This is a genomic window from Arthrobacter sp. efr-133-TYG-118 (genome assembly GCF_030209755.1).
Taxonomy (GTDB): domain Bacteria; phylum Actinomycetota; class Actinomycetes; order Actinomycetales; family Micrococcaceae; genus Arthrobacter.
Genome location: NZ_JARVRH010000004.1, coordinates 21,602 through 46,253, shown reverse-complemented (window position 1 = coordinate 46,253; position 24,652 = coordinate 21,602). Strand labels below are relative to the sequence as shown.

The window sequence follows — 24,652 nt, the reverse complement described above, 5'->3', positions numbered from 1 at the left end:
CATACGCCGCAGAACGTGCTCCGCAACTTGTCACTTCAGACTACGGACGGGCAGTTTCTCTTCAGTTTCCCTTTTGTTTCGTGGTCTTAACTTCTGGGTCACGATTGGATGTCGGGACGTGTGAGGTCTCTTTTACGCACCGGACACATTGACTGCGTTCCGGTGAAACACTCCCCGCCTACCTTGAAGGTATGGCCGCCTGGCGGCCAACGCCTGAAAGGAACGGACACCATTTGTCCGGCCGCAGGCATAGCGAGAGGGGTTGACATGACCGTCATTCTGGAACGGGAAGAACAACTGACGAGCGCGCCGGCGGCGTCCAGCTGGCACCGCGTATGCCCGTTGGACGAGCTTGAGCCGGCTTGGGGCGAGGCAGCATTGATAGACGGCGTGCAGGTGGCGCTCTTCCGCGTCGACGCCGAAAATGTCTACGCAGTAGCCCAGCAGGACCCTGCAACCTTGGCCAACGTCATGGCCCGCGGCATCACCGGTTCCCGGGGATCACGCCCCACCATCGCCTCGCCGTTGCACAAGGAGGTCTACGACCTGCAGACCGGCGAGTGCTATTCCAACCCCGGGCTCCGGCTTCCGGCATTCAAGACCCGCATGGTTGACGGCTTCATCGAAGTCGAACTCTAGGCTAGAGTCCCAGCGCTTCACGGACGTCGGCGAGTATGTGGTCCAAAGTGGTCCGCGCGGCGTGCCGGGTTTCTGCGAGTTCCGCCGCGGAACCGACCGACTTGATGACCTCCAGGTAGCACTTGAGTTTTGGCTCGGTGCCACTGGGCCGGATGATGACGCGGCTCAGGTCCTTGGTCAGGTAGAGGAGGCCGTCCGTTGGCGGCAGTTGTTCGCTTCCCTCGGCCAAATCCACGAAGGTCTCGATGGCGGAACCGCCGAAGGACTCCGGCGGATCGGCCCGGAGACGGTTCATCATGGCGTCCAGCAAACCAAGGTCAGCCACCCGGATGCTGAGCTGGTCGCTCGCATGCAGGCCGTGCACAAGGTAGATCTCGTCCAGGGTGTCGAAGATCGTTTTTCCCTCGGCCTTGGCCGCCGCCGCCAGTTCGGCAATGAGCAAGGAGGCGGAAATGCCATCCTTGTCCCTGACGAGTTCGGGCGCCACGCAGTAGCCCAAGGCTTCCTCGTAGCCGTACACAAGTCCCGGCACCCGGGAAATCCACTTGAATCCCGTCAACGTTTCCTCATGGGCGAAGCCTGCTGACGCCGCGATGCGGGAAAGCAGCCGGGACGAGACGATTGAATTGGCAAAAACGCCCCGGCTCGAGTCGCCTTGCCGGGCGTCCGCGGCGTGCCGGGCCACAACATGTGCCCCGAGCAGGGCGCCTACTTCGTCACCCCGCAACATCCGCCAAGCACCAGTATCAGGGTCCTTTGCCGCTACAGCCGCACGGTCGGCGTCGGGGTCGTTGGCCAGCACGATGTCGGCCCCCGAGCGCGCCGCTGCCGCCAAGGCCAGGTCCAGTGCGCCGGGTTCTTCCGGGTTGGGAAAACTGACCGTGGGAAAGTCCGGATCCGGTGCTGCTTGCTCTTCCACGAGCGAGACGTCCATGAAGCCTGCCGCATTAAGTACGGACACCGCAGTCTCACCGCCCACGCCATGCATGGGGGTCAAGACGATCTTCAGCTCACGGGCAGGGAAGTTTTCGACGTCGGCCAGGGCCGCCATCGCGGCCTCATACTCGCCGGTGATGGAATCGGGCAGCTCAGTCCAGCCGGATTCGGCCAGTTCAACGGAATCCAAAGGGCCCACGGCTTCGATGCTTGCGGCGATCTGCGAATCGTAGGGTGCCACGATCTGGGATCCCCGCCCGCTTTCCTCCACGGCCCGGCCACCGAGGTACACCTTGTATCCGTTGTCCTGCGGCGGATTGTGGCTCGCTGTGACCATGACGCCGCCGTCGCAATCAAGGGAACGGACCGCGTAAGCCAACAGCGGGGTGGGAAGCGCTGAGGGCATCAGGAAGGTGTCGATTCCTGCGGCCGTGAAGATGGCGGCGGACTCTAGAGCGAAGACATCCGAGTTGTGCCTCGCGTCATAGCCGACGACGGCGCGCGGCCGCGTTCCGGGGGAAGCCGCCTCAACGGCGTCCTTGAGGAAGGCCGCCAAACCTGCCGCTGCCCGCCGCACCACCACGCGGTTCATCCTGTTGGGGCCAGGACCGAGCGCTGCTCGGAGTCCCGCGGTACCGAACTGCAGTGTTCCACTGAAGCTGTCTTCAAGCTGTTGACGGGCCGCCGCGACGCCGCTGGAGGCGAGTCCGGTCAGTTCGGCCAGTGCTGCCGCAGTGATCGGGTCCGGGTCCTGGGCAGCCCACTCGCCAGCGTCGGATATCAGCTTTTCAAATTCGGCATCGCTCGATGTCATAGGGATAAAGCTATCGTCAAAGAGAATGAATGCCGAGGTCAAGGGCTATGGCAGCCGTCACAGTCCGGTCGCCCCACCCCAACTGACTCGCATTTGTTGTCGTTGTGAGGCGTTTTAACGACAACAAATGCGAGCTAGTTGGAGTGCACAGCGTCAGGGTTGCATCCGTGTGCTGCTGAGCCTGAAGCTCGCGGTGCCTCCGGTGCTAAAGGCGGCCGCACGGGTGTTGCCCCATTGCGGGAAGAAGATGTCCGAGATGACCGTCGATCCGTCTTGTGTGAAGACCTCCACGGACGAGGAATCCAGAAGGATGCGGAGATGGACCTTGCCGTCCTTCATCGGCACGGAAGCTTGGTGGTAGGGGCTGAATTTGGTCGAGAAGTTGGAGGTACCGGCCGCCGAGCGGTCCACTTTGAGAGTCTGGGTTGCGCGGTTGTACGAGATGCGGAGGCCTGCCTTTCCGTCTGTCGAACCCCGTAACACCAATCCGGCGTCTGCTGAGCCCGCAACGTCCATTTCGGCGTCGATCAGCTGGGTTCGGGATCCAAAGTCGCTGTCGAGGGACTCCGCGGAGTCAGCGACAGTGAGGTTTTCGCCATGTACTTCACTGGTCTTTGCGTCCGTGAGCGCATCCGTGGCAGCCTGGGCGATAGCCGAATGGAGCTCGAAGCGGCTTCCCGTGGCTACGAGGGTGAGTTGGCGGGGAATGGCCATGGATCCGCGCCACGGGGTGCTCGGTACGGACTGCGCATAGTCCCAATTCCCCATCCAGCCGAGCAATACCGGCTTTCCACCGGGAGCCGCAGTGATGGTGTTGGCGGCGTAGAAGTCCGCTCCATGGTCGAGCCATTGCGAGTCCGTCAGCGGGTCGCCCGGCTTTGCCGCGTTTTCTGCCGTGAACCGGGTGCCGTCGAAATCGCCCACGAAGTACTGCATGCCGGAGCCTCCCGCGATGCCTCCGGGGTTGATGCTCACGATAAGGACCCACTTCTTCAGTCCGTTGCCGCCGTCGACGTCCATCTGGAGCAGCTCGGGAACTTCCCAGAGACCGCCTTGGGCGCCCACCCCCGAGAAATCGCTGAGGAAATTCCAGTGCAGCAAGTCCGTGGATTTGAAGAGTTTCACCACTTGGGCGTCAGCTACCACCGTGGTCATGACCCAATATTTGCCGGGCTCGTACCAGGTGATCTTGGGATCCCGGAAGTTGTTCGACGCAGGCTTCAGGCTGAGCACCGGATTGCCTTTGTACTTGGTCCATGACGTCCCGTGGTCCAGGCTGTAGGCCACGGACTGCGCCTGGCTACCCTTGGGCAGGGCCCCGCCGTCGCCGTATGAGCTGGTGTAGAGGGCTACCAGCGGTGGGTTTTCAGCGGTGCCCAGGCCTGAGGCGTTGTTGGTGTCCGGAACGATGGCGCCGGAAAAGATTTCCTCGCTCGCGGAGCCTTCCATGGCAACCGGCTGTTGGGTCCAGTGCACCAGATCGGTGCTGGTGGAGTGGCCCCACGACATATCTCCCCAGAAGTTGCCGTGTGGGTTGTGCTGGTAGAAGGCGTGATAGGTGCCGTTTTCGTAGACAAGCCCGTTGGGATCGTTGATCCAGTTTTGCGATGCCGTCAGGTGCGCGGCGGGCCGCCACGGGTCCGATTCGGACGGTGCGGGGGCAGCTATTCCGACGGCAGACGGCGGGTTCGCCGCGGAAGGCGAGGCGTCCGGCGTCGGGGTGCAGGAGCTCGCGAACATTGCCAGGACGACGGCGACGACGGTGAGTACCGCCTTGCGAGCGGGCCGGAACGAGCGTTGGGGAGAGTAGAGCATGGGACTTCCTGGGTTGTGGCGCGGGGCGCCCGGGGTGAACCGGGCGCCCCATGTTGCCGGGCAGGCAGCAAATCCCCTGCCTGCCCGGCTGGTTTTGACGGTGGCCTACTTGTAGAGGCCTTCCCCTCCGACGCGGACGTTGGTGGGGAGGTAGCCGAACGGGCCGAGGCCGTTCTTGCCGAAGCTGTGGTCAACCTGCGTGACGCCACCGGCGAAGTTGATCTTTACCGTGGGGGAGAGGGACCCTCCACGGACGCCGTCAACGTTGTCGATGAATGACTGCACCAGGCCGCCCGGCTGCACGTAGTGCGAGTAGGCCTGGAACTGACGGCCGTTCTGCTGCGCCGACAGGCTGCCGCTCGGGTTGTTCGCGGGCAGGTTCAAGTCGGTCGGCGAGCCGAGCGCGAGTCCCGAGTTGTTCACCGGCTGGAAGTCCGAACGGACACCGTTGCCAACGAAGCCGTAAACGCCGTCGGGACCACGCATGCCATCGGCATAGGTGAACTGGTGGCTGATGGTGAACAGGTAGTACTTGTTCTGGCCGTTTTCGTTCTGGATGAAGATCTGCGGGCGCTCAGTCTGGTCGTTGACGCAGTTGGCGGATAGGATCGGCGGCAGGAAGTGCCACTGGGTCAAGTCCTTGTTGTCTGCGACAGCCAGGCCGACGCTCGCGGTCTGGAACCACGAGCCGGTGGTGGTGTTCACCGTATTGGTGTTTTCGGCGTGCGGATCGCCAGGGCGGTAGCCAAGGTCAGCATCCGTGCACTTGTAGGCGCCGCGGTTTCCGGCAGTGTTGCCTTCGAAGACCATGAAGGTCTGGCCGGGGTGGGCCGGGTCTTCGAAAGTGTACGGGTCGCGGAAGGCGAAGCCGGCGTTCTGGGCCTTGGTCTGGTAGAGCTTTCCGTCCGGCTCGAGCAGCTTGGTGTGCTGGAAGCCGTCGAAGGTCACACCGTTCTTGTCGGCGTGGATGTTTCCGAGGGCCTTGGCGATGACTGCGTCCGGAGCGATCCCGCCGCCGCCCGCGTTGCGCTCTGCACGGTCATAGAACGTAGTGGCCGTGTAGAACACGTTCACGTGGTCGCCCTGCATGAGGCGCGTTGAGCCGGACCATTCGGTGTTGCCGATGGAGGTGTTGTCCAGGAACAAGTGTCCGCCGTAGTTCCACTTGTCCTTCGCGGGGTCGGCGTTGGTCTTGCGGAAGAAGTAGCCGATGCGGGCATTCCAGTGGCGCTGGTCGAAGCCGTAGCCTGCGTGGCGATCGGCAACGAGGGAGAAGATGACGTCCCAGCCCTTGTAGCTGATTTGGTTGGCGTTCTGGTCGGTCAGGGACCACGTGTCCCAGACCCAGACGTCGTCGTTCATGGCGGGGAAGTCCTTGGGGATCTCCGGCATGGTGACGTTGGGGCTCATGGAGTTCTCGCCCGGAGTCACGTTCGGGTTGCTCTGGGCCATGATCTGTTTGGCATCCGCCCGCGTCCACTTGGACGTGAAGCTTGCTGCGGGATCAAAGGCTTCTTGCGTGTGGACCGTCGGCAGCGGGAATCCCGGTGTGGGGGCCGGCATCGTGGTGGCCGGCTTGTCGGCAGGCAGGTTTGCCTGGGCAGCGGGGGACGCCATGAGCACCGTGGCGGCCACGCTGGCAGCGGCCGCAAAAGCGGCTGCCGACCGCAGACGGCGGCGTGGCCTGTTGGGGTTTGAGTGAGGTTTCATGCTTGCTCTTCTCGCGGAGGTTGGACTACGGGGAATAGGCATAAGCCCTTGTCCGAACTCCGGCGTTCCCGGTAACACCGATGGCGTTGTCAGGAACGCCATCGTCTCGGGCGGAGGGGGATTCTTAGGAAGCCCCATCCTTCTGTCCTGACACGTCGACTTGCCGGGACCGTTCAAAGCTTGACGTGCAATGAATGCGGCTGCAACTCGTGTTTCGAGCGGGCCGGGAGGCCATCGTCCACATGTCAGACATCTATGCGCAAGCGCTTACATTTTTACACCGCGCGCGTGCCATGGAAAGCGGAGTGGGTCAAATATTTCTGAATAAATCTGATTTATTCAAAAAATTCACGCGCCATTAACACTGGGGCGAATTGACTTGACAGTAGTTGGAAAATTGCCGTGACGACGCCTGTCGCATGCTGCGTGGTGAGTGCTGCGTGGTCGGCTGGATCGGGTGGCGTGAACCGACCAGCAACCCTGGACCGTTTCCACCATCTCGCTTCGGTGGCGTCGGGTCGGATTTTGCTCGATCATTCGAATGGACAAACTACGACACTCCGGAATCTCGCGGCCGCAGCCTGAGCGGGACGGAATGATCCGGCAGAATCCGACGGGCCTCGGCGGACCAACCCAGGCTCGTTCTTGCGGCCCAATGTCAAGGTTTCCTGTCCGATGCGGGATGCAAAACTGCCCGCGCCGAGGGCCGGCGCGGGCAGTTCGGGTCTTCGGGGATCTGGCTATTTGGCCTTCGTGGAGCGGGTTCGCACCAGGGCGGTGACGCCCGCGGCCAGGCCGATGAGGCCGGCGGCCAGGCCGAACCAGCCCGCCGCGGATCCGGCATCACTGGATGTGGTCGATGTCGCAGCTGACGGAGCCGGGGTCACGGACGGGGAGGATGTGGGAGCCGGGGATGCGGTGGCGTCACTGGCAGTCGTCACGAAAGCGGGAGCCGGGTGCTCCGGTTCGGGCTGTCCCTCAACGGTTTTCTCGTCCCACTTCACTACCGTGCCGTCGGTGTACGTCTGGGTCGCTGGCAGGGTGATGGTGGTGCCGGCGTCGGGCAGGACACCCACGGAGATCGAGAACGCCTGGTATTCGTCCTGCCCGATCTGGTGTGCGGCGTCCGCGGTCCAAACCACCGAACTGACCGCCTTGGTCACCGTTGCCCCTGCGACCGTGACGGGTTTGGGCAGGGTGGTCGTGACGAGCTCGGCCGTCCAGCCCTCGACTGGCTTCACCGACACCGAGTTGAAGGGCTTGTCGCTGGGGAGCGAGACTTCGAGTTTGTTGGTCTTGGCCGTCGCGGACTCGTTGGGGACGTTGAAGGTCAGGTGGGTGTAGCCGCCCGCTGCGGGGTCGTCGGGATTGACGTTGACGTGTGCGGAGGCGGCTGAGACGCCGAAGGCGAGCAGCCCGGCAGCCATCGTGGCCGCGCAGGCGGTTTTGAGGGTGCGGCGGTGGGAGGTCTTCATGGCAATGATGCCCTTTCACAAAGGAAAACGGTTGGGGACCGGGGCGGACATAGGTCCGGACCGGTGAAGGCAGCTATCTGCCGCCTGTCCCTGCCCGTAGGTGAAAGGGAAGAGTCTTAGGCGGCGGACACCAGTGCTGGTGGACCGCGCCGCGAGGGAAGCCGAAGGCCGGGAAGGGCACGAGGACGCACGTCCGGGGCCGAGCAAGGAGCGGGGGCGCGAAGTGGCTGGACCGCTCTTGGAGCAGGCAGTTGGACCAACGGGCGGAGCCACGCCGCCAGGGCCCATAATGCTTGTTCTCCGCGTGCGAGCACCAGCGCCGTGCCCAAGGTTGCGACTGTGTGCGCCGCGAGCATTTGCCAGTCGCTTGCCGCGGCGTGGGTCGAGGCGATGGCGCTCACGGTTTCCGAGGCCGGCGCCAAGGGAACATGTCCGGCATGCCCGGACTGCAGGGGCGCCGCGGAGGAAGCCGCCGACAGCGCACAGAACGCCCAGTGAAGGCAGAGCTGCCCGGCCCCCAGCAGCCCTGCGAAGACTGGCAGCGACAGGCGGGCGCGCGTCAGGATGGCGACGGGGAGGATTGTCAGGGCACAGAGCGCCGTCAAAATGGCTGGTGCCGGAAGGCTTCCGCCGCCGGCCAGGTGCCCACCCGCGGCGAAGCCCAGAATGATTGAACCGATCAGGCCCGTTCGCAAAAACCGGAAAGGCGCGGATGTCGTCATCGGCGGTCCTTTCCGGGTCGAGCGCTACGGCGGAGAATCACTCAAATTCTACTGTGCTACGAACTCAGGAGGAGCCGGGGAGCCCTTGCTCCCCGGTTACTACATCAAAGCTTGGCGATGATGTCCGCCAGGAGGCGCGAAATGCGTGCGCCCGCTGTCTGGCCCGCCTCGATCACTTCCTGGTGGCTCAGCGGTACCGGGCTGATGCCTGCGGCCAGGTTGGTCACGAGGGAGATGCCGAAGACCTCCATGCCTGCGTGCCGGGCTGCGATGGCTTCCAAAGCGGTGGACATGCCCACCAAATCCGCGCCGATTCGCTTGGCGTATTGGACCTCGGCCGGAGTTTCGTAGTGCGGGCCCGTGAACTGGGCGTAGACGCCTTCGTCGAGCGTGGGATCCACTTCGCGGGCCAGGCCACGGATGCGGGAGGAGTACAGGTCCGTGAGGTCGACGAAGGTGGCGCCTTCAAGGGGTGAAGCCGCCGTCAGGTTGATATGGTCACTGATCAGCACTGGAGTGCCGGGGGTCCAGGCTTCGTTCAGGCCGCCGCAGCCGTTGGTCACCACCAAGGTCTTGCATCCCGCGGCCGCGGCTGTGCGCACGCCGTGGACTACTGCGCGAACGCCTTTGCCTTCGTAGTAGTGGGTACGCGCGCCGAGGACGAGGGCTCGCTTGCCTTCCTTCGTCAGGACCGAGCGGATGGTGCCCACATGCCCTTCAACGGCAGGAGCGTGGAAGCCGGGAACTTCCGACGCAGTGAGGGTCGCCGTCGTTTCGCCTATGAGATCCGCGGCCGCGCCCCAGCCTGAGCCGAGCACGAGCGCGACGTCGTGGGATTCGACGCCGGTCTCCGCCGCGATGTAGTCGGCCGCAGCTTTGGCGGCCTCGAATGGGTCTGTGTTCATCAGCTCTGTGTTACTCACTGGTACAAACTACAGTGCCGCGCGCGCTGTTGAACAGGGCGCTGGTGGGGACGGCAAAGGGCCTCTGCGGGGGTTCTCAGGTGGGGCTTAGTGGCAGGTCGGCCGGCATTAAGTGAGAATTGAACATTGTGACCATGCATCCTGACTTCAGCTCACCACGAATCGCGATCCTGGGCGGAGGTCCAGGCGGATATGAAGCGGCCATGGTCGCGGCGCACCTGGGAGCGCGGGTAACCCTCATCGAGCGCGCCGGGCTCGGCGGCTCAGCCGTCCTCACCGACGTCGTACCTTCCAAGACCCTGATAGCGACGGCGGATCTCATGACCCGCGTCGGCGAGGCGGGGGAGCTGGGAGTCAAGTTCGCCTTCGACGGCAGCGATGTGGCGCCGGGCATGCGCGCCGATCTGGGCCACATCAATGACCGGGTCATGCACCTCGCGCGGGAGCAGTCGGACGACATCCGGGTGGGCCTTGAGCACCTTGGCGTCGAGATCCTGATGGGCTCCGGAAAGCTCCTGGACAACCACACCATCGAGGTCATCACCTCGGACGGCATCAAGACGATTACGGCCGACGCCATCCTTCTCGCCGTAGGCGCGCACCCCCGCGAATTGCCCACGGCAAAGCCCGACGGTGAGCGCATCCTGAACTGGGCACAGATCTACAACCTCGAGGAACTTCCGGAAGACCTGATCGTCGTCGGTTCCGGCGTTACCGGCGCCGAGTTCGCTTCCGCCTACAACGGCCTTGGCTCGAACGTCACCCTCATTTCGAGTCGCGACCAGGTGCTGCCCGGCTCGGACACCGACGCCGCCCAGGTCCTCGAAGGTGTCTTCAAGCGCCGCGGCGTGCGCGTTTTGTCCCGCTCACGCGCGGAGGCCGTTGAGAGGACCGATGCCGGCGTGAAGGTGACGCTCGGCGACGGCAGCACCGTCTCGGGCAGCCACTGCCTCGTCTGTGTTGGCTCCATCCCCAACACGGCCGGAATCGGGCTGGAAGGGGCAGGCGTCGCTGTCACGGAGTCCGGCCACATCAAGGTCGACGGCGTCTCCCGCACGACCGCGCCGAACATCTACGCCGCTGGCGACTGTACCGGGATCCTGGCCCTCGCCTCGGTCGCGGCCATGCAGGGCCGCATTGCTGTTGCGCACTTCCTGGGCGACGCGGTCATGCCGATCAAGCTCCACCAAGTGGCCTCCAACATTTTCACTTCACCGGAAATCGCCTCTGTGGGCGTCTCTGAAGCCGACCTCGAATCCGGCAAGTACCAGGGCGACGTCGTCATGCTCTCCCTGCTGAGCAACGCCCGCGCCAAGATGCGCAACTCCAAGGATGGCTTCGTCAAGATCATCGCGCGCAAGGGTTCAGGCACCGTGATCGGCGGCGTCGTCGTCGGACCGAACGCCTCCGAACTCATCTTCCCGATTGCCGTTGCGGTGAAGCAGAAACTGCACGTCGACGACCTCGCGAGCACCTTTACCGTGTACCCGTCGCTCACCGGATCCATCTCCGAAGCGGCGCGACGGTTGCACGTTCATATGTAGGGCATGGCTCTGGCTTGCGCTGCGTTTGCTAGCGTCGAGCACATGGCTTCTGTTTACCCGCCCAAATTTCGTCGCGGTGACCTGGTGCGCGTTGTTGCTCCCGCTTTGAGCCGCGCTATGGTCATGGAGCACGACAATACGACCCATATCGAGAGGCGATTCGCGGAGATGGGTCTGCGGCTTTCCTTCGGGGAACACGTGGACGAAGCGGACGGGCTTCTTTCGTCGTCAGTGCAGTCACGCGTCGATGATCTTCATGCGGCTTTCTCGGATCCGGACGTCGCCGGAATCCTGACCGTGATCGGTGGATTCAGCAGCAACGAATTGCTTCCATACCTCCACTGGGATCTCATCGCGGCGAATCCGAAGATCCTGTGCGGCTATTCGGACATCACGGCTCTTCAAAACGCCATCTATGCAAAAACCGGACTTGTGACATACTCCGGGCCGCACTGGTCCACGTTTGGCATGAGGGACCATTTCGAGGAGAGCCACGCCTGGTTTGTGGACGCGTTGTTTGGCGAGGCGACCATGGACATGCGTCCGGTCGGGGCATGGACAGACGACACATGGTTCCGCGACCAAGACAGGCGAACGCTGATTCCGAGCGATGGCTGGTGGCCGCTGCAGGCTGGCACTGCGATCGGCCGGATTGTGGGCGGAAACCTCTGCACCCTGAATCTCCTGCAAGGAACGACGAACATGCCGTCCTTGGAAGGGGCACTCCTGTTCGTGGAGGACGACTTCGAAAGCCACCCAGCCACATTTGCGCGGGATCTGGCTTCACTCCTCCAGACGCCGGGGGCAGAAGGCATCCGTGGATTGGTCATAGGTCGCTTTCAGCAGGCAAGCCGAATGACCAGGGAACTGCTGGCCCTGATTGTGGCCAAACACCCTGTTCTTGCAGGCTTACCGGTGCTGGCCAACGCCGATTTTGGCCACACCTCGCCAATGCTCACTTTCCCGATCGGTGGAGAGGCCGAAGTGTTGGTCGGTGAATCGAGCAGTTTGAGGATCACGCGCCACTGACAGTTCTGAAATCTGTAACTGGACTTACTCCCGGTAGATTTCCCGGCGATGGCCGGCCTGAACGACGACGATCACGAGTCGGCCGTCGTCGATCCGGTAGAGCACCCGATAATCTCCCGTACGAACCCGCCACTCGACCCGTCCTGCCAGCTTCTTGGCGCCAGGCGGCTGCGGTGTCTCAGCCAGCAACTCGATCGCTGCTTGGACCCGGCGGCGGCCCTCGGGCGGAAGCTTGCGCAGCTGCCGAAGGGCGGCTGGCAGCACCGTGATGTTGTAGCTCACGTCAGTCCAAGGTCGCGCTTGACGTCCTCCCACGGGATCGGCGTCTGACCGGTCTGTTCCATCTCTTCCCATGCCAGGTCGACTGCTCGGATGTCTTCGAGTTCTTCCGCGGCTTCACGAAGGCGCTCAAGTTCGGCGGAATCGATAACTGCGGCGACCCGAATTCCGCGGCGAGTGAGGAATACCGGTTCGCGCTCACGATGTGCCGTGTCCACAATGGTTGCCAGATGGTTCCGGGCTTCGGTGATGGCTATGTCGGTCATGCACTCGATGCTACGGCTAATGCCGCAAAATGTACGTAGCGTACAGAACTGGCGACAACGTAGGTGCCAGATGGGCAGGCTATTTTGTCAGTGCCTGCTGGCAGAGTATTGCCATGGAAGCGATCGGACATCTCACCACCCGCCAGGGCGCTGTGCCCGGTGGCGGGTTCGTCGTCTTCCATAAGGTGCGCGAGCCGCGGATAGTGACGGCGGCCGGTCCAGCCACGGGTCAAATGCCGGGACTGCGCCGGCTCGCTCTGTTGAATCCGCCCGAGGATTCAGCCGGGGATCACGGCGGCGGTCGCGGTGCTCCGCAGCGGGTTCTGGAGGGGGCTCTTGCGGCGTTGCAGTCGCTGGCGCGGACGGCGGTCGACGACGTCGGGCCGCTGGGGTTGCAGGACTCCGCGGCGTTTGCCGTCGGTGTGGAGGAGCTCTCCCGCACCCTGGACTATTTGCAGGTCGTCGCCGCGGGGCGGTTGCACCGGGTGCGGCAGCAGGAGCCGGCCGCCGCGACTGGCTGGACGACCGGCTGGGGAGCCGAAACTCGGGCGGACGGCTCCAGTGATGGTCCCGGCAGCCCCGAAATTGAAGGCGGAGCAGCCGGGGCGAGTGCCGACGTCGGGAACGCCGGTCTCGCCGCGACGTCCGCCGCCGCCGGGTTCCGGGAGTTCCGGAACACTGGCGAGCACCTGCGCTCTCTGCTGCGGATCAGCGGGGCCGAGGCGCGCCGCCGTCTTGCCTTGGCGGAGGATCTGCTGCCGGGACGCTCCCTGACGGGGCAAGGGATCCAGCCGCGGTACGGGGAAGTGGCCGCGGCGTTGGCTTGCGGGAGCATCGCGTCCCGTCCGGCCACCACGATCACCATGGCGCTGGAACGCGTCCGGCCCCTGTGCAGCCCCGAGGCAGCTGCGGACATGGAACATGCGTTGACCATGACAGCGGCCGAGAACGATGTCGATTTCCTGGCCAGGATCGCCCGCCGTTGGACCGAAGCCATCGACCAGGACGGTACCGAACCCAGCGAAGAAGCCCTGCGCCACCTCCAGGGCGCCTTCCTCCGGAAACCCAAACACGGGCTGCAGCATCTGGAAATCTTCGCCACCCAGGACCAATACGAACACCTGGTCACCGTCATGAACACCGCCACCAATCCCCGGACCCGCACGTCCCCGGTGCCCGGCCCCGGGGACAACCAGGTGGACGCGGGGGACGAGAATGACCTGACAAACGCTCCGGCAAATGATCGACCGGGTGTTTCACTCGATGACGCCGTGTCCCTGGATCGCCGCACGCGGGCGCAGAAACTCCTGGACGGGTTGTTGGGCGCCTGCAAGATCGCCCTCGCCACAGGGGCACTGCCCGCGTCCGGAGGCCAGCGCCCCCAGATCATGGCCACCATCGACCACCGCAACCTCCTGGCATCGCTCAAAGACGCTGGGCAACTCACGTTCCTCGGGCAATCTGAACAACCCGGGCACGCCGTCGGGTCGCTGCCGTACCGGCAATTGGCGCTGTTCGGGCAATCACAGCCGCAAACGAGCACGGGGACCTTTACTTTCACTGGTCCGGTCCCCGCGGCCACGTTGCGGAAGATCGGCTGCGACGCCGATATCATCCCCGTTGTCCTCGGCGGGGAAGGCCAAGTGCTTGACATAGGCCGCGCCTCCAGGATCTTCCCCGCCCACATCCGGAAGGCCATCACTGCTAGGGACAAAGGCTGCGCGTTTCCTTCGTGCACGATGCCGGCCCCGTGGTGCGAAGCCCACCACATCGAGTACTGGTCCCGGGGCGGGCCTACCAGTGTCGGCAATGGTGTCTTGCTCTGCAGTCACCACCACCATCTGATTCACAAGGAAGAGTGGCACATCCAAGTCCAAACGGGCGTGCCTTGGTTCATCCCGCCTCCCCACATCGACCCACGCCAACAACCACGCAAGAACCGTTACTTCCACGTGTGACGAAGTTCCTCGGTACGCGTGCCAAGGTGGGCGAGAATTGGACGCTAACTGGACGCCCATGTAATTCCGCGCAGCCCCGAAACTTACCCCGGCCGCAACGTCCTGCGCTGTAGAGGTCCTCGACGGCTGGCAAGAGTGGCTGTGCAAGAGTAGGGGATGGAGATTCGAAACCGGGGGATGCTCGTCGACGAGCTCATGGCTGTAATGCGCGGGTACGAAGCGGCCAACAACACACATGACATCGAGCGCGTGCTGCCGTACATAGCCGAGGATGCTTCAGGTATCGGCTCTGCCTTTGGGCGCCAAGGTGCAAATCGACGCGGTCGTGGCTCTTCGGAGGCCTAGCTCCGATTGACTAGGGGCATGGGGGATTTGAAAAAGAACGAAGATCGCACACTCAAAGTGGACGGGCTGGTCAACGGACGCGACCTAGGGGGTCTGAAGCGCACAGACGGGACGGTCACTCCACGCGGCGTCTTCTTCCGGAGCGAGAACGTCGATTGCATCACCGGGAACGGATGGCAACAGGTCTACGATGCCGGGATACACACCGTGGTGGATCTCCGTCAGCAACGGGAACGCAAAACAGATACCCGGGAACGGCCTGATTGGCTCACCACGATCCACGTTGACCTTGACGGCCTGGAAGACAAAGGGTTCTGGGCGGACTACTGGGACAACGGCCTAGTGGGCACAGCGATTTACTTCCTCCCGCACCTTGCAGCCATGCCCGAACGGGCCGGTACAGCCATAACGGAGGTACTCAACGCGCCGGCAGGAGGAGTCCTCTTCCATTGCATGGGAGGCAGGGACAGGACGGGCCTAGTTGCCATGGCTCTGCTTCATGCAATCGGCACCGACCCCGAATGCATCATCGATGACTATCTGGAATCCGTCAGGTTAGGTGATGTCCGAGCAGCCAGCAGCAACCGAAACAACGCTGAACCCATGCTCGAGGAATTGTGCCGGCAACATGGCACAACAACCGAAGGCGCGTTCCGGAACGCCTTGGCAAAATTCGATCTCCAAGCCTTCCTCGACGCCGCAGACTTCACCGACGAGGACCGGAAGGCCCTCTTCACGTGGCGCGGCGCGATCACACCCGCAAACCCGGCGGAATAGGGTGGCAATTATGGAAACCGCGGCAATCAAAGTCCGGGAAGCGACCGCCGAAGACACATCGACACTATGGGCTGCCTGCTTTGAAGCAGCGAATTGGCGCGGGAGTGAGCAGTTCACGCGCCAACAACTCATGAACGACCCGGAACTCTCGCACTACGTCGAGGGCTGGCCCCGCCCGGGGGACTTCGGTGTTGTCGCCGAGACCGGGAGTGGGAAAGGAATCGGGGCCGCATGGTGCCGCGTCTTCCCCGCCGACGACGCCGGTTACGGCTTCGTGGCGACGGATATACCGGAACTAACCATCGGCGTCGTACCCGGGCTTCGGGGAGCGGGCACCGGCACAGCGCTCATGACTACACTCATTGCGCTAGGACAATCTCGCGGACTGCGAGGTATCAGCTCAGCGTGGAGGACGGCAATCGCGCCCGGGATCTGTACGAGCGGCTCGGGTTCGTTCGGGTGGGCCGGAACGGAGGCTCGGACACCCTGCTATTGAAACTGTAGGGAGACGCCCAAACCCCTTACGCCGCAACCCCCTGGAAATGCCGTTCAATAATCCCCTTGATGTCCCCGTGGCACCCGCCGCACCCGGTCCCCGCGCGGGTTGCTTTGGAAACCTCCGGCACGGAGGAGCAGCCATCCAGCACGGCTTCCTCGATGCTCGCACCGCTGACGCCCGCGCAGCGGCAAACAGTGCGCTGCGGATCATCATTCGAAGCAGAAGAATCGAGCTGGTCCGGACCGTCCAGCCGCAGCAGGAGTGAACGGTCTGCCGGAAGTTCGGAGCCGCGTTCGAAGAGCATCACGAGTTCCGCGGCCGTCCGCGGCATGCCTACGGTCACGAGTGCCTCGAGTGCGCCGCCGCGCGTCGTCATTTTGACGTAGCGGCCGTGTTCCGGATCGGCCCATTGGGCCACCTGGCGCCGTGGCATTCCCTCGGAGATCCCGACGGACAACAGCTCGTCATCCCAGGGTTCGGCGCTGTTGTCGCCGGCAACGGCCAGGTTGATGCCGCGTGCCTTCAGGACTACGACGCCGGGCTTCTCCTGCGGCAGGGGGGCCAACGTGTCGGCCGCGGCCTGGCCGCCCTCGGCTAGGAGGAGCAGGTACTCGGCAAGCCACTCGGCCTGGCGCCAGCCCGGCCCCACCAGGCCGGAAGGACCCAGTGCGGTGCGGCATTCGGCACACTCGATATCGGCGCAGCGGACTTCGGCGCAGTCGCCGATCGCGAACATGTGCGGCTCGTGGTAGGTCCGCAGGTGGTGATCCACCAGGATGCCGGTGGCCGCGGGGAGCCCACAACCTTCGGCCAGCTCGATCCGCGGGCGAACGCCACAAGAAAGGACAAGAAGGTCGCCCTCGATCCTTGATCCATCGTTGAGCACCAGGGCGGAAAACATGCCGTGGGGGCCATTGTGCTCCACCGCTGTGGAGCGGGCATTGCCCACCATGGTGATCCCGCTGTTTCGCAAGCTCGCCGCGAGGACGGCTCCACCGCCGCGGTCGATATTGCGGCCCAGGGGGAAGGAACCGTTGTGCACCACTGTGGTGAGGGCGCCTTCTTCTGCCGCGGCCAGGGCCGTTTCGAGGCCAAGCACGCCACCCCCAAGGACGATCACGCGCTTGCCGGCAGTCACGGCGTCGCGCAATTGCGCGGCGTCGCGAAGGTCGCGGAGGGCCGTCACCCCTAAAGGGAGCACCGGGTGCGAAGGATCAGGGTTGATACCGGTGAGGTTCGGAATAACGGGCCTCGAACCGGTGGCGAACACCAAGCGATCGTAGGGGGGCGTGGTCCCGTCCGAAAGGACAAGCTGTTGGCGGGCACGGTCGATGCGTTTGACGGTGACGCCCAGCCGGACCTCGACGCCGTCGGTCGCCAAATCGGTGGCGTCCGCCATCGCGAGGGCCTCGGCGGTGGTCCGCCCTACGCCGAGTTCCGCCACCATGACGCGGTTGTACGCGGCTTCGGCTTCCTGCCCGACGACAAGCAACTGGACAAGGCCGCTGCGCACGGCGGGCAACAACTCATCCACCAGCCGGGCCGCGACCGGTCCGAACCCGACCACCACAATGCGCTCGCTCACGATGCCTCCTTGACCTGCATTGACAAGCCGGCCGCCGCTGGCACAGCCAACTGGGCAGCCAACACCGATTCGATATTTGCTCGTGCCGCCTTCCGGACCCAGACCGTGCTGGTCTTGAACTCCGGCATTCCGGAAATAGGATCCGTGACCGCTTCAGTGAGACGGTTGGCGCTGCCCAGTCCAGGGAAATGGAAAGGCAGGAAGACGGTGTCCGTCCGGATGCTGTTGCTGAGCTCCACCTTGCACAGGACCTCTCCGCGCTCGTTGGAGACCCGGACAAAGTCGCCGCCGGAGATGTCCCTGACGGCCGCCGTCGCTGGGTGGATCTGCAGGAGGGCCTCCGGCTGCGCGGCCGCGAGTTCGGCCACGCGGCGGGTCTGGGCGCCTGATTGGTAATGTTCCAGCAATCGCCCGGTGACGAGGGTCAGCGGATCTGGATCGGAGCCGACGACGGCGGATCGCCGGGACCGCTTCTGCGGCGCCACCGGGACCATCACCGCGCGTCCGCCGGCGTGCGCGAAGCTGTCGAGGAAGAGCCGCGGCGTTCCCGAACTGCCGGTGGGATAGGGCCAATAGGCGGCCTCTCCGCGATCCAGCATGGCGTAGTCGATTCCGGAGTAGTCGGCCAAGCCGCCGGCCGAGGCGAGCCGGAGCTCCTCGAAGACGGTCTCGGGATCGTCGCTGAAGGTGGAGGGTGCGTCGAGGGATTCGGCGAGCCGGGCCATGAGCCACAATTCGCTGCGGACGCCCGGGGGAGGAGTGAGCGCCTTCCGGCGCCGGAGCACGCGGCCCTCGAGGTTGGTCAGGGTGCCTTCTTCCTCGGCCCATTGGGTGACCGGGAGGACGAGGTCGGCTTCCAGTGCGGTCTCGGACATGAAGAAGTCGCAGACAACCAGGAAATCCAGGCTGCGCAGGCCCTCGAGCACCGCACCGGCGTCGGGGGCTGACACCGCCACGTTGGCGCCGTGCACGAAAAGGCAACGGACGCCGTCGGGCTGTCCCAAGGACTTCAACAGCTCCACTGCGGGCAGGCCGGGGCCGGGAATGAGGGATTCGTCCACGCCCCACACCTTGGCGACGTGGGCGCGGGCGGCGGGATCGGTGATCTTGCGGTAGCCGGGGAGCTGGTCGGCCTTCTGCCCGTGCTCGCGGCCACCCTGGCCGTTGCCTTGGCCCGTCAGCGTGCCGTAGCCGCTGCGGGATGAGCCCGGCAGTCCGAGAAGGAGGCTGAGGTTGATCGCGGCCGTGGCGGTGTCCGTGCCATCGACGTGCTGCTCGACTCCGCGGCCGGTCAGGATGTAGCTGCCGCCGCGCCGGGCGCCGTCGGCGAGGCGGCGTGCAGTGTCCCGGATGAGCGTGGCGGGCACTCCGGTGATCGACTGGACGCGCTCCGGCCAGAAAGCGGCGAGGCTACGAACGATTGCCGGGTATCCGGTGGTGCGGTCCTGGAGGTATTCGGTGTCGGCAAGGCCTTCGTGGACCACTACGTGGGAGATGCCCAACAGCAGGGCGAGGTCCGTTCTCGGGGTCGGCTGCAAGTGGATGCCGCCGCCGTCGCCGGTGAATGCGGCCGTCGCCGAACGGCGGGGATCGGCCACGATCAACCCGCCGGAATCGCGCGCGCCCTGGAGGTGCTGGACGAACGGCGGCATGGTCTCGGCGACATTGGAGCCGAGAAGGAAGATAACGTTCGCCGAATCAAGGTCCTCCACGGGGAACGGGAGGCCGCGGTCCACGCCGAACGCGCGGTTTCCCGCTGCCGCAGCGGAAGACATGCAGAAACGTCCGTTGTAGTCGATGCGCGAGGTTCCCAGCGCCAAGCGGGCGAACTTGCCCAACTGGTAGGCCTTCTCATTGGTGAGTCCGCCGCCGCCGAACACGCCGACGGCGTCGGGCCCGTATTGCTCGCGGGTCTGCTTGACGGCTCCGGTGACCAGCATGAGTGCCTGGTCCCACGTGACCGGCCGGTGGACGCCGTCGGACCCTTTGAGCATGGGTTCGGTGACGCGTCCGGTGTGGTTCAACAACGACGCCGATGTCCAGCCCTTGCGGCACAGCCCGCCCCGGTTGGTGGGGAAGTCGCGGCCGGACACTTCCAGTGGGGGAAGGGCCTTTGCTGCGGGGGCGGGGTCTGACCCCGGCTGCGCAACCCCCAACCCCGGCTGCGCAGTGGGCGCTGCCGGGGTCAGGGTCATGGCGCACTGCAGCGCACAATACGGGCAGTGGGTGTTGGCGCCATTGGGCATATTAGATGTGTCCCATCGCGTTGCGGTTGGCCTTCCGGAGGTAGCAGGCCCAGCAGACGACGAGCATCAGCACGTAGGCGCCGACGAAGCCATAGAACGCGGGGGTGTAGGAGCCGGAAGCGCTGGATGCGTTGAGCACCTGGGGGATGACGAATCCGCCGTAGGCGCCGATCGCCGAGATCAGGCCGAGGGAGGAAGACGCGAGGCGTGCCGTGCTGGCGGCGCTGGCCCCGGAGCGTGCGGCCCGGCTGGACGTGGCGAAGATGACCGGAATCATGCGGTAGGTGGCGCCGTTTCCAAAGCCGCTTGCCGTGAAGAGGAAGAGGAACAGGACCAGGAAGAGCCAGAAGTTCTTGAGCGGAAGGGTCCAGATCATGGTCAAGGTGATGATGGCCATCGCCGCGAACGCCGTGACGGTCATCCGGGCTCCGCCCATGCGGTCGGCCATGCGTCCACCGTAAGGCCGGGCAAGGGAGCCGACCAGCGGGCCAAGGAAGGCGAGCGAGAGGACAACTGCGCCGAGGTGCATGGAGGAGAAGGCCGGGAAGTAGTCCTTGATGAGCTTGGGGAAGACCCCGGAGAAGCCGATGAACGAGCCGAAGGTGCCGATGTACAGGAAGGCCATGATCCACAGGTGCGGCTCCTTGAGCGCGGCGATCGAGCCTGCGACATCACCCTTGGCGCTCGTGAGGTTGTTCATGTACTTCCACGCGCCGAACGCGGCGACAAGGATGAGGGGAATCCAGATGAGGCCGGCCATGGGCAGGTTGACGGTGCCGGCGGCCAGGAGGGTGACGGCGATCGGGACGACGAGCTGCGCGACGGCGGCACCGAGGTTGCCGCCCGCGGCGTTCAGGCCCAGCGCCCAGCCCTTTTCACGGGCAGGGTAGAAGAAGGTGATGTTTGCCATCGAGCTGGCGAAGTTGCCTCCACCGAAGCCTGCGAGGCCCGCTACCAGCAGCATGACGCCGAACGGCGTGCCGGGGGTCGAGACACAGAGGGCGAGGCCCGCCGTCGGGATCAGCAGCAGGAGGGCCGAGACGATGGTCCAGTTGCGGCCACCGAACCTTGGAACCATGAAGGTGTAGGGGATGCGCAGGGTGGCACCGACCAGGCTCGGGATCGAGATGAGCCAGAAGATCTGGTTGGTGTCGAACTTGAAGCCTGCTGCCGGGAGCTGGACGACGACGATCGACCAGAGCTGCCAGACGACGAAGCCGAGGAATTCGGCGAAGATGGACCAGTACAGGTTGCGCTTGGCGATGGAACGGCCAGCAGCTTCCCACTGCTCCTTGTTCTCTGCATCCCAGTTGGCAATCCAGCGGCCAGGGCGGTGTTCAAGCTCGGGGACGAGGGTGGTGGGCGCCTGCTCGTTGGTGAGGATTTCGGTGCTTCGGTCAACTGTCACGGAGTGCCTCCTTTGTGGGGACGTTGTTCTTCCACGTTAGGGATGGCGCGTTTCGCAGACCGTCGCGGTTTGTAAACGTGCTGTGACATTTGCCTATCGGAGGGGGTCACCGGTGGGTGAGGCGATGGTGAGGTTGTTGTGGTGCGGACCACAGAATGAGACTTTCCAAAGCGTCCGCATGCTGGACTTGATTGTCCATTTGGTGGATGCCGGGAACTATTATTGAAGTCTCAATAATCTTGCCGGCAGGCTCAGGAACGCCGGGCCGGCGTGAACGAAAGCAACCACTACATGCCTTCCATCGCTGAATCCAAGGAAAGCGAGTCAGTCAAGCCGGTCAACTCGCGGGGACGCGTGATCTTTGCCAGCCTCATTGGCACGTCCATCGAGTTCTACGATTTCTACGTCTATGCCACCGCAGCCGTGCTCGTCTTTCCCAAACTCTTCTTCCCGACGGCTGACGAAACCACCCAGCTGCTGAGCTCCTTCGCAGTGTTCGGTGTCGCCTTCGTCGCCCGGCCGCTCGGCTCCATCATTTTCGGCCACTTCGGTGACAAGTTCGGTCGCAAGGGCACCCTGGTTGCGTCCCTGCTGACCATGGGGATTGCCACGTTCCTGATCGGTTGCCTCCCCACGGCGCAGGTCCCCGGCTGGACCTTCCTGGCCCCCACGTTGCTGGTCGTCCTGCGTTTCGCCCAAGGCCTGGCCCTCGGTGGCGAGTGGAGCGGCGCCGCGCTGCTCGCAACGGAAAACGCGCCGGCCAACAAACGCGCCATCTACGGAACATTTCCGCAGATGGGTGCGCCGATCGGCTTCATCCTGGCCAACATCATCTTCCTGGTCTTCAGCTACACCTTGACTCCCGAGGCTTTCACCGCCTGGGGCTGGCGCGTGCCGTTCCTGCTCAGTGCCGTCATGGTGATCCTCGGCCTCTATGTGCGCCTCAAGCTCATTGAGACTCCCGCCTTCACCAAGGTGCTGGAGTCGAACGAAGTAGCCAAGCTGCCCATCGGCCGCGTGTTCAAGAAAAGCTGGCGCCCGCTGATCCTCGGTACTTTCATCATGCTTGCGACGTACGTGCTGTTCTACCTGATGACCACGTTCACGCTGACCTACGGCACCAAGCCCACCCTGGCGGGCGCACAAGCCGCAGCGGTCAAGGCCGGAAAGCCCATGACCGACGCGGCCGCAGCTGCGTTCGTCCCAGGCCTGGGCTTCAGCCGCAACGACTTCCTCTGGATGCTGATTGCCGGCGTCGTCTTCTTCGGCATTTTCACCCTGGTGGCCGGTCCGCTGGCCGAAAAGTACGGCCGACGCAAGATGCTCCTCGCTGTGACGGCGGGCATCCTGGTATTCGGTTTGCTCTTCGTGCCGTTGTTCAGTGGCGGCTTCGTGGGGACCATGGGGTTGCTGATCATCGGCTTCACGCTGATGGGCCTCACCTTCGGCCCCATGGGTGCGCTGCTTCCGGAACTGTTCCCCACCAACGTCCGCTACACCGGATCCGCAGTCAGCTACAACATGTCCAGCATCCTCGGCGCGGCTGTGGCTCCGTTCATCGCCGTCTGGCTCTGGGAATCGGCCAAGGGAAGCACGGTCCTGGTGGGCGTCTACCTGAGCGCCATGGCGGTCCTGACGCTCGTGGCCCTGTTCCTGTCCAAGGAAACCAAGGACACGGACTACGAGAACAACGTAGCTTGATCCTGTATTAACAGGCTCCAGTTAAATGGCTCCGGCCCCGCACCAATGGTGCGGGGCCGGAGCCATTTGCGCTGCTTAGTCTTCGATCGTCTTAGTCTTCGATCGTCGCGATGACGGCGCCTGCGGAGACGGTTTCGCCTGCCTTGGCCACCAGCCCGTGGATGGTGCCGGCCTTGTGGGCGGTGAGGGGCTGTTCCATCTTCATGGCTTCGAGGACCACGATCAGATCGCCCTCGGCAACCACATCGCCGGCGGCTACTGCCACCTTGACGATGGTGCCCTGCATCGGCGAGGTGAGGGCGTTACCGCCCGCTACAGCAGCTGTGGCGCCCGCCGAGCGGGAACGCTTCTTGACCTTCGCGCCCTTGGTGCTTGTGCTGGCAACCGAGGAAACCGAGCCGAGAGTCGCGGGAAGGACGACTTCCAGCCGCTTGCCGCCAACCTCGACGACGACGCGCTGGCGCTCACCGGCGTCGGCGGCTTCTGTTCCGGTTCCGGTAGGCGTCCACGCGGGGATGTTATTGACGAACTCGGTCTCGATCCAGCGCGTGTGCACCTTGAACGGGCCTTCGGCCGGAGCGAACGCGGGGTCGGTTACCACCGCGAGGTCGAAAGGAATGACGGTGGGGATGCCCTCAACCACCATTTCCTCAAGGGCCCGGCGGGAACGCTGGAGGGCCTGTTCGCGGCTGGCACCTGTGACGATCAGCTTGGACAGCATGGAATCGAAGTTCCCGCTGATGACGTCGCCCTGTTCGATGCCGGAATCGATGCGGACACCCGGACCCGTCGGGTTCTTCAGGGTGCTGACGGTTCCCGGTGCAGGCATGAAGTTGCGGCCCGGGTCTTCGCCGGTGATGCGGAATTCAAAGGAATGGCCGCGGACCTCAGGATCGCCATAGCCGAGCTTTTCGCCGCGGGCGATGCGGAACTGCTCGCGGACCAGGTCGAGGCCCGTTACTTCCTCTGAAACACAGTGCTCCACTTGAAGTCGTGTATTGACCTCAAGGAAGGAGATGATGCCGTCCTGGCCCACGAGGAATTCGCACGTTCCCGCGCCCAGGTAGCCGGCCTCTTTCAGGATGGCCTTGGAAGACTCGTACAGTCGCTCGTTCTGCTCGGGGCTCAGGAACGGCGCCGGGGCTTCTTCCACCAGCTTCTGGTTGCGGCGCTGGAGGGAGCAGTCGCGGGTGGAGACAACAACGACGTTTCCGTAAGCGTCGGCCAGGCACTGCGTCTCGACGTGGCGCGGGGAATCAAGGAAGCGCTCGATGAAGCACTCGCCGCGGCCGAAGGCGGCAATGGCCTCGCGCACTGCGGACTCGAAAAGCTCAGGGATTTCTTCGATGGTGCGGGCCACCTTGATGCCGCGGCCGCCGCCACCGTAGGCGGCCTTGATGGCGATCGGGAGCCCGAACTCCTGGGCGAAGGCCAGGATCTCGTCAGCGGATTCCACGGGGTCGGCCGTGCCGGGAACCAGGGGAGCGCCGACCTTTTCGGCGATGTGGCGGGCCTGCACCTTGTCGCCCAGTGCGGAGATGGCGTCCGGGGACGGGCCGATCCAGGTGATGCCGGCGTCGATGACCTTGGCGGCAAACTCGGCGTTCTCGGCGAGGAAGCCATAACCGGGGTGGATGGCGTCCGCACCCGACTGCTTGGCCACCTCGATCAACTTGTCCATCACGAGGTACGACTCAGCAGCGGTGTTGCCGCCCAGCGCGTATGCCTCATCTGCCAGCCGGACGTGCAGGGCGTCGCGATCGGGGTCTGCATAGACGGCCACGGAAGCGATGCCTTCGTCCCGTGCTGCGCGGATAATGCGGACCGCGATTTCGCCTCGGTTGGCGATCAAGACCTTGGTGAGAGGGCTGGAAATGGGCTGCGCCGGATTAGCTGACAAGTTGACTCCTTCTGTCCTTCAGGGAGCCTAGCGTGATTTTGAGGGTTCCGCCCATATTGATGGGGGATTCCGTGTGTGAGA

At 64.2% G+C, this 24,652-nt stretch carries 20 protein-coding genes; 8 read left to right on the top strand and 12 right to left on the bottom strand.

Features of this window, described 5'->3' with window-relative positions; genetic code table 11:
* The first annotated feature begins 267 nt into the window (after positions 1–267).
* Positions 268–639, top strand: coding sequence for a nitrite reductase small subunit NirD (gene nirD, locus QRN59_RS02780; RefSeq protein ID WP_284980984.1), 372 nt, complete (start codon positions 268–270; stop codon positions 637–639).
* Between the two features lies 1 nt (position 640).
* Here the strand turns inward: nirD and QRN59_RS02775 are convergent, their stop codons facing one another.
* From QRN59_RS02775 to QRN59_RS02750, 6 genes are all read right to left on the bottom strand, one after another.
* The gene (locus QRN59_RS02775) at positions 641–2,389 is read right to left on the bottom strand and encodes a phospho-sugar mutase (RefSeq protein WP_284980983.1); all 1,749 of its coding nucleotides are present in this window, start codon (positions 2,387–2,389) and stop codon (positions 641–643) included.
* A gap of 153 nt (positions 2,390–2,542) precedes the next feature.
* A complete protein-coding gene (locus tag QRN59_RS02770) occupies positions 2,543–4,204 on the bottom strand; it encodes a glycoside hydrolase family 32 protein (RefSeq protein WP_284980982.1) in 1,662 nt (553 codons plus the stop codon).
* 105 nt (positions 4,205–4,309) lie between these two features.
* Positions 4,310–5,914: a glycoside hydrolase family 68 protein gene (locus tag QRN59_RS02765; protein ID WP_284980981.1), complete on the bottom strand. Its 1,605-nt coding sequence runs from the start codon at positions 5,912–5,914 to the stop codon at positions 4,310–4,312.
* 740 nt (positions 5,915–6,654) lie between these two features.
* On the bottom strand, positions 6,655–7,389 hold the full coding sequence (locus tag QRN59_RS02760; protein WP_284980980.1) for a YcnI family copper-binding membrane protein: 735 nt from the start codon (positions 7,387–7,389) through the stop codon (positions 6,655–6,657).
* 116 nt (positions 7,390–7,505) lie between these two features.
* The gene (locus tag QRN59_RS02755) at positions 7,506–8,111 is read right to left on the bottom strand and encodes a hypothetical protein (RefSeq protein ID WP_284980979.1); all 606 of its coding nucleotides are present in this window, start codon (positions 8,109–8,111) and stop codon (positions 7,506–7,508) included.
* 104 nt (positions 8,112–8,215) lie between these two features.
* Positions 8,216–9,016 carry a purine-nucleoside phosphorylase gene (locus QRN59_RS02750; RefSeq protein ID WP_236816417.1) on the bottom strand — a complete coding sequence of 267 codons (801 nt, stop codon included), beginning with the start codon at positions 9,014–9,016 and terminating at the stop codon, positions 8,216–8,218.
* A 146-nt stretch (positions 9,017–9,162) separates the two neighbouring features.
* Here QRN59_RS02750 and QRN59_RS02745 point away from each other — a divergent pair, with 146 nt between their 5' ends.
* Together QRN59_RS02745 and QRN59_RS02740 are read left to right on the top strand one after the other, a co-directional pair.
* Positions 9,163–10,578, top strand: coding sequence for an NAD(P)H-quinone dehydrogenase (locus QRN59_RS02745; RefSeq protein WP_284980978.1), 1,416 nt, complete (start codon positions 9,163–9,165; stop codon positions 10,576–10,578).
* Between the two features lie 42 nt (positions 10,579–10,620).
* The gene (locus QRN59_RS02740) at positions 10,621–11,607 is read left to right on the top strand and encodes a S66 family peptidase (protein ID WP_284980977.1); all 987 of its coding nucleotides are present in this window, start codon (positions 10,621–10,623) and stop codon (positions 11,605–11,607) included.
* Positions 11,608–11,631: 24 nt separating this feature from the next.
* Here the strand turns inward: QRN59_RS02740 and QRN59_RS02735 are convergent, their stop codons facing one another.
* Both QRN59_RS02735 and QRN59_RS02730 read right to left on the bottom strand, forming a co-directional pair.
* On the bottom strand, positions 11,632–11,889 hold the full coding sequence (locus QRN59_RS02735) for a type II toxin-antitoxin system RelE family toxin (RefSeq protein ID WP_284980976.1): 258 nt from the start codon (positions 11,887–11,889) through the stop codon (positions 11,632–11,634).
* Positions 11,886–12,152: a type II toxin-antitoxin system Phd/YefM family antitoxin gene (locus tag QRN59_RS02730; protein WP_236816425.1), complete on the bottom strand. Its 267-nt coding sequence runs from the start codon at positions 12,150–12,152 to the stop codon at positions 11,886–11,888. Before QRN59_RS02730 ends, QRN59_RS02735 begins: the two co-directional genes overlap by 4 nt.
* 113 nt (positions 12,153–12,265) lie before the next feature.
* On the opposite strand from QRN59_RS02730, the gene QRN59_RS02725 reads away from it, so the two are divergent.
* The 4 genes from QRN59_RS02725 (at position 12,266) to QRN59_RS02710 (ending at position 15,728) form a co-directional block, all read left to right on the top strand.
* Positions 12,266–14,110 carry an HNH endonuclease signature motif containing protein gene (locus QRN59_RS02725; RefSeq protein WP_284980975.1) on the top strand — a complete coding sequence of 615 codons (1,845 nt, stop codon included), beginning with the start codon at positions 12,266–12,268 and terminating at the stop codon, positions 14,108–14,110.
* 156 nt (positions 14,111–14,266) lie between these two features.
* Positions 14,267–14,455 (top strand): hypothetical protein, encoded by a 189-nt coding sequence (locus tag QRN59_RS02720; protein WP_284980974.1) that lies wholly within the window; start codon positions 14,267–14,269, stop codon positions 14,453–14,455.
* Between the two features lie 18 nt (positions 14,456–14,473).
* Complete coding sequence (locus QRN59_RS02715; RefSeq protein WP_284980973.1) at positions 14,474–15,232, top strand: tyrosine-protein phosphatase; 759 nt, start codon at positions 14,474–14,476, stop codon at positions 15,230–15,232.
* A gap of 10 nt (positions 15,233–15,242) precedes the next feature.
* Positions 15,243–15,728, top strand: coding sequence for a GNAT family N-acetyltransferase (locus QRN59_RS02710; protein WP_284980972.1), 486 nt, complete (start codon positions 15,243–15,245; stop codon positions 15,726–15,728).
* 25 nt (positions 15,729–15,753) lie between these two features.
* Here QRN59_RS02710 and QRN59_RS02705 read toward each other — a convergent pair whose 3' ends face one another.
* The 3 genes from QRN59_RS02705 to QRN59_RS02695 are packed head-to-tail and all read right to left on the bottom strand — an operon-like array spanning position 15,754 to position 20,970.
* Positions 15,754–17,316 (bottom strand): FAD-dependent oxidoreductase, encoded by a 1,563-nt coding sequence (locus QRN59_RS02705; protein ID WP_284980971.1) that lies wholly within the window; start codon positions 17,314–17,316, stop codon positions 15,754–15,756.
* Positions 17,313–19,562, bottom strand: coding sequence for a molybdopterin oxidoreductase family protein (locus tag QRN59_RS02700; RefSeq protein WP_284980970.1), 2,250 nt, complete (start codon positions 19,560–19,562; stop codon positions 17,313–17,315). The genes QRN59_RS02705 and QRN59_RS02700 overlap by 4 nt, the downstream gene beginning before the upstream one ends.
* 1 nt (position 19,563) lies before the next feature.
* Entirely contained in the window at positions 19,564–20,970 is a 1,407-nt protein-coding gene (locus tag QRN59_RS02695) for an MFS transporter (protein ID WP_502871014.1), read from the bottom strand.
* 291 nt (positions 20,971–21,261) lie between these two features.
* Between QRN59_RS02695 and QRN59_RS02690 the strand changes: the two genes are divergently transcribed.
* On the top strand, positions 21,262–22,671 hold the full coding sequence (locus QRN59_RS02690; protein WP_284981305.1) for an MFS transporter: 1,410 nt from the start codon (positions 21,262–21,264) through the stop codon (positions 22,669–22,671).
* A gap of 91 nt (positions 22,672–22,762) precedes the next feature.
* Here the strand turns inward: QRN59_RS02690 and QRN59_RS02685 are convergent, their stop codons facing one another.
* Positions 22,763–24,571, bottom strand: a complete 1,809-nt coding sequence (locus tag QRN59_RS02685) for an acetyl/propionyl/methylcrotonyl-CoA carboxylase subunit alpha (protein ID WP_284980969.1) — start codon at positions 24,569–24,571, stop codon at positions 22,763–22,765.
* Positions 24,572–24,652: the final 81 nt, after the last annotated feature.